General features: G+C 42.9%; 6 protein-coding genes and 1 pseudogene. 3 read left to right on the forward strand and 4 right to left on the reverse strand.

Going from position 1 to position 5,495, the window contains the following annotated elements:
- The 4 genes from IQ229_RS11110 to IQ229_RS11125 all read right to left on the reverse strand — a co-directional run.
- Positions 1-1,257: dihydrolipoyl dehydrogenase family protein (locus IQ229_RS11110; RefSeq protein WP_194043673.1), on the reverse strand; the 1,257-nt coding region annotated here is incomplete at its 3' end.
- Positions 1,258-1,407: 150 nt separating this feature from the next.
- The gene (cobD, locus tag IQ229_RS11115) at positions 1,408-2,478 is read right to left on the reverse strand and encodes a threonine-phosphate decarboxylase CobD (RefSeq protein ID WP_194043675.1); all 1,071 of its coding nucleotides are present in this window, start codon (positions 2,476-2,478) and stop codon (positions 1,408-1,410) included.
- A gap of 26 nt (positions 2,479-2,504) precedes the next feature.
- Positions 2,505-2,789 carry an HU family DNA-binding protein gene (locus tag IQ229_RS11120; protein WP_010998076.1) on the reverse strand — a complete coding sequence of 95 codons (285 nt, stop codon included), beginning with the start codon at positions 2,787-2,789 and terminating at the stop codon, positions 2,505-2,507.
- A 757-nt stretch (positions 2,790-3,546) separates the two neighbouring features.
- A complete protein-coding gene (locus IQ229_RS11125; protein ID WP_194043677.1) occupies positions 3,547-4,188 on the reverse strand; it encodes a Uma2 family endonuclease in 642 nt (213 codons plus the stop codon).
- 111 nt (positions 4,189-4,299) lie between these two features.
- On the opposite strand from IQ229_RS11125, the gene IQ229_RS11130 reads away from it, so the two are divergent.
- From IQ229_RS11130 to IQ229_RS23925, 3 genes and pseudogenes are all read left to right on the forward strand, one after another.
- Positions 4,300-4,938: a Uma2 family endonuclease gene (locus tag IQ229_RS11130; protein ID WP_194043678.1), complete on the forward strand. Its 639-nt coding sequence runs from the start codon at positions 4,300-4,302 to the stop codon at positions 4,936-4,938.
- 58 nt (positions 4,939-4,996) lie between these two features.
- Positions 4,997-5,296, forward strand: a complete 300-nt coding sequence (locus tag IQ229_RS11135; RefSeq protein WP_194043680.1) for a DUF2281 domain-containing protein — start codon at positions 4,997-4,999, stop codon at positions 5,294-5,296.
- Positions 5,287-5,495 (forward strand): annotated as a pseudogene (locus tag IQ229_RS23925) (type II toxin-antitoxin system VapC family toxin); the annotation flags it as partial. The gene IQ229_RS11135 and the pseudogene IQ229_RS23925, both read left to right, overlap by 10 nt.

Below are 5,495 nucleotides of genomic sequence, written 5' to 3' on the forward strand. Positions count from 1 at the left end.
TAATTCTCCAGCTTCTGCCCCCAATATCGAAGCTCCTAAAATTTCCCCATTGCGTAGCACAATTAATTTACACATCCCAGTGGTTTCATCCCGAAGTTGGGCTGCTGCCACTGTTTTAAAATATTGTCGCAAAACTAAAATTTTATCCCGGCTAAATAGGCGTTTTGCCTGTGCCTCTGTCAAACCCACTTGCGCCAGCATCGGCACAGAAAATATTGCCCAAGGAATTGAGGAATAATTTACTCGTAATCTAGGGAAAAATAGTGCATTGTTCAGAGCAATTTTTGCTTCATAATTAGCAACATTGGCAAAGTCGTAACCACCAATTACATCACCACAGGCGTAAATGCGGTGGTTAGTGGTTTGCAGTTTATCATTCACCACTAAGCTACGACGATGCCATTTCACACCTACTGCTGCCAGATTTAGAGGTTCAAGATTTGGCTGTTGTCCAGTCGCCACCAGAATTTCATCAGTTTCAATTGCCTTATCTCCTGCTTGAATCCACTTTTTATTTTCAATTAGCCTCACCTGAGTTACTGGTTTTTCGGTAAGGACGCGCACACCTTCTACTTCCAATTGCGCTTGAAGCAATGTGGCTATCTCAGGGTCTAGATATGGAAGAACATAAGGATGCTTGACTACCAGCGTCACACTGCAACCAAACCTTGCTAAAGTTTGGGCAATTTCAACGCTTTGGGGAATTCCACCGATAATTACCCAATTTTTGGGTAATGTCGTACCCTGGAAAGATTGCCAAATATTAGAAAGGGTTAGATAGCCAGTGGTTTGCAATCCTTCAATCTCAGGAATTTCTGGACGCGAACCACTAGCCAGCAAATAAGTACGGGCACGTAGTAGGCGATTGTTTACGGCAAAAGCCAGTTCGGGCGAAGATTGAAATTGACCACTGCCAACAATGACATCGACTCCCTGCGCGGCTAGAATGGCTGGGGAATGCTGTTCTTGGAGATTTGAAGCGACGGATTGAGCATACAGCATCGCTTCTTGCCATGCCATAGATATATGGCATTCTTCTAAGGTATCAGTGTGTGTGGCATGAATACCAAAACCAGGCGCATCCTTCAACTTCTGTGCTAGTTTACCAATTTCGGTAAGAGCATGGTGATGAGTAAACCCGTAGTCTGCTTTGGGTTGGACTAGGGCAACTGTAGCACGTAGTTGGGTTGCAGCAAGTGCAGCATAGTATCCAGCAAGACTGCCACCAATAATTACAACATCGTAGTCAATTGTCATTTGTCATTTGTCATTTGTCATTGGGCATTGGGTATGGAGAAGAGACAAGGTAGACAAGGAAGAGGGGGGAGACAAGGGAGAGACTTGTCCCCTTGTCCCCTTGTCCCCTTGTCTCCCCCACTCCCCTGCTCCCCACTCTCCACTCCCCACTCACTGCCCACTCAGCACTGAGTTTAGCGCTGTTAGTAAGCGTTGGTTATCGGACTCTTCACGTACAGCAACCCGGAAAAAGCGATCGCCTAGTTCTTTAAAACTAAGGCAATCGCGGATTAAAATCTGGTGATACTTGAGTAATTGTTGCTGTAACTCGGAAGTAGATTCTTGGGACTCAACCAGTAAAAAGTTAGCAGCACTTGCTTGGGGTTGCAATCCTGGGATTTCAGCTAAACCCTGAAACAGTTGGTTTCGTGCAGGTGGTAGCCATGCCCAGGTTTGCTGCTGAAACTCCGTATCCTGTAGTGCTGCAATTGCCGCCGCTGCGGCTAGTGTGTTTACGGGCCAAGGATCTCGCCATAGCTGCCATTTAGCTAGACAGTCAGGATGTGCGATCGCATATCCCAATCGCAGTCCTGGGAGACTGTAAAATTTGGTCAGCGATCGCAATACTACTAAATTCGGATATTCCTGTACCACCGGAATCAGGCTTTGTTCCTCATTGGGCGGCACAAAATCCATAAATGCTTCATCCACCACAACCAAAGCAAATTGCTCCAGGTAGGGCAAAATAGACTCTCTCGAAAATAGTTTTCCGGTTGGGTTATGGGGGTTATTTAGCAAGAGTCCTTTGTCCATTGTCTTTTGTCCTTTGTCAACGACCAATGACCAATGACCAATGACCAATGACAAAGGACACTCCAGCACTTTAGCGTTGTACGACTTCAGGGTTCGGTAGTAATCGCCAAAGGCTGGAGTGATTAAAATTGTCGCGGCTAATTGAGCTAATTCCCTACCGATTAAAGTGAGTAATTCTGCGGAGCCGTTACCCGGCAGAATCCACTCAAACGGCACTTGATGGAAGTGACTGAGAGCTAGTCTCAGTTCACTATAGTTTGGGTCTGGATAGTGCTTAAGATTACCAATTTGGGACTTAATAGCAGCGATCGCGCTGTTTGGAGGCCCCAATGGGCTGATGCTAGCAGAAAAATCCAGAATAGCATCAGGGGGACAACCAGCCAGTGCTGCTGCCCAGGCTAAATTTCCCCCGTGTGCAGGTTGCCGCATTAAAAAAGGGTTCCCGAAGACAGAACCTATGCTTTTGGGGGTGCTACCTTTTCTCTAAACAGTTTTCCTGCGGAGAAGGCAGGAACCCTCGTCGCTGGAATTTCCATTTTTTCATTTGTTTTCGGGTTGCGACCTTCACGGGCTTTACGTTCCCGTGATTCAAATGAGCCAAATCCCACCAATGTCACCTTATCACCAGAGGAAACCGCTTCAATAATCGTTTCCAAAGCGGCAGTTAAGACTGCATCCGCTTGTTTCTTGGTAACACTAGCCTTTTCAGCTACGGCATCAACTAATTCACCTTTGTTCATGTCAAACTCCTGAAGGTTTATTTGAGATTTCAGTACGGATGTAAAATAATACATTTATACTGAAATATTTGCTTGCGGAAATACAAAAATCATCCTTTGGGAGTATCTTTACTCAAAACGGCTGTACATCCCATCGGCTCGACTTTTCAATGAATCATTCTAAGGTGTTGTAGCCTGATGTGGATAGATGAAACCATTAATTTATATAGATTTCAGGATTTTTTGTAATTTTAGGGTACTTGTTTCCCTAAAAACCACCCCAAAAGTAGGAAAAAATACCTAGTAAATCCCGCAATTGCAAAGAAAACAGGGGGTTAGGAAGGTGGGAGATGGTCAACGTTTGTTGGCATTCATTACCGATGTTGAAGAGTTATTGCTGAGATTAACCAATTTTTATGGAAATTGAAGACTCAGATTCCCGATTTATCTAAAAAGTCGCAGATTTTGCTCACTTTTTATCTGATGTGGAAAATCCAATGCGAAATTTAAGCCCCTAGCAAGGTTCTTTAGTAGTGAAGAGGGAAAAATTAAAGCTTCTCCCCTATAAGGCTATCTATATGTTTCTTAACATTTGTGGGGCGATGCCTACGGCGGTAAACTACGCTGCGACAACTTCTCCTCTGCAAGACGTTACGCGTAGCTTGCTTCCACTTAGTATTATGACGAACGCAGGCACTCAACAAACCCTTGTAAGAATAAATGCTGAAAACCCCTGGGTATGTGGCTGTTGAATATCCGCGCATTCATGCCGAGTGAGTCAATCACTAGCAGAAATTTTTTGTTGCACCCAAGCCCGAAAAGCACGGGTAGTAGCAATTTCCCCATTCTTTTTAGCTTCTTGAATAAACCGAGGAATCTCCTTCACCGACACAGACGCAAAAGTAGGGCTGGTTTGAACTTCTGAATATTGTCCACCTGCAAGCGTGTAAACTCTCAACACACTGCCGTTATAACGCCAAAATTCGGGAACTCCCATTGCAGCATAAAGCCTCAGCTTGTCTATTGCAGACCTGGAATATTCAACTTCCAGCACCAGGTCAGGGGGCGGATCGGTGGCGAGGTCAATCTTTTCTTTATCTCGAACTAACGCTTCATTTTGAATGTAGTAGCTACTATCTGGCTCGGCTCCCTTCTGTAAATCATCTCGCGTTAAAGTTAGCGAACCAGCGCGTCTAATTTCCCAGCCCAACTCTTCGCACAGGACAACAACAAAACCTTCAATTACACGGTTTGAGTTTTCGTGTGGCATTTGTGGGGTCATAATTTCTATCGTTCCATTGTCATAAGCAAATCGGGAATTACGTTCTGAACCCATTTCAGCCAGCATGGTTTTAAATGTCTGCCAGCTGATGTTTTGCAGTAAAACCCTATTTTCTGCGGATGTTGTTATTGCTACCATAGTTTAGTTCTCCGCAACAAACCTTTTCCAGTACTGTACCCCTTAATATTACTGTTAAGGCTGAACGTAAGAAAGCAATATGATCGAAACGACTACTAGGGGTAATAAATTATGACTCAAGCCATACCAAAACTAGTAACCTTTGAAGATTTTGCAGCGTGGCGACCCCAAGGTGGAAGATATGAATTACATGATGGGGTGATTGTTGAAATGGCACAACCAGTAGGAGACCATGAGGATATTATTGGTTTTCTAGCAAGAAAACTAATAGTAGAATTTGACCGATTAAATTTACCTTATACAATCCCCAAAGCTGCGCTAGTAAAACCAACTAATTCGGAATCTGCCTATTCACCAGATGTGCTATTACTGAATCGCCCTAATTTAATAAATGAACCGCTATGGAAAAAAGAATCAACTGTAAGCCTTGCAGCATCAATTCCCTTAGTAGTTGAGGTAGTTAGTACCAACTGGGATGATGACTACTACACAAAACAAGGTAAGTATGAGGGTATTGGAATTCCTGAATACTGGGTTGTAGATTATCTTGGTCTAGGCGCTAAAAAGTTCACTGGCAACCCAAAACAGCCTACTATATCTATTTATCAATTAATCGATGGTGAATACCAAGTTACTCAATTTAGAGCCACTGATGCCTGCGGCGGTAAACAACGCATCGTGTCACCTACTTTCCCAGAATTGAATTTAACAGCCGAACAGATTTTTCAAACTGGAGGTCTACCAACGTAGCCACAACCCTAGCTGCTGTTTTATACTACTAAATAATCTCAGTTAAAGAGGCCTAAATATGAAAATTAAAGAACAACTTATCGAGGAAATTCAATCAGCACCAGATGCAATTTTGACTGAAACACTTAATTTTTTACGTTTTTTGAAAACAAAACAAAACCAAGTGCAACCAACACAACATCAAGTAGAGTTTCCTAGTCAGACTACTGTTAATTCCACAGGAAGCTCACTTCTAGAACATCTGAAAACTATAGGTACTTGGGAAGGTGATGACTTAGAGGAGTGTCTGAAGCTAGTAATTGCTAGCCGTGGTCAAGCAGAGTTTAATGAAGATAATCCTTTTGAACAATGTACCTAATCGATACAAATCACTGTAGTCTAGCTATTTTAGGTAACGTCAATATATTAAGTCGCCTTGCTGAGGTTGAAAACAGTCTAGTTTCAACTTGTGTCATTGTGCAGGGAGAATTAATAGATATGGCAACACGTTCTCAAAGGCAACAAAGTAATTTAGCATTAGTACAAAATTTTATTAGAGGTATTTATATTTACAATAT

The sequence above is a fragment of the Nostoc cf. edaphicum LEGE 07299 genome, from assembly GCF_015207245.1.
Classification (GTDB): domain Bacteria; phylum Cyanobacteriota; class Cyanobacteriia; order Cyanobacteriales; family Nostocaceae; genus Nostoc; species Nostoc edaphicum_B.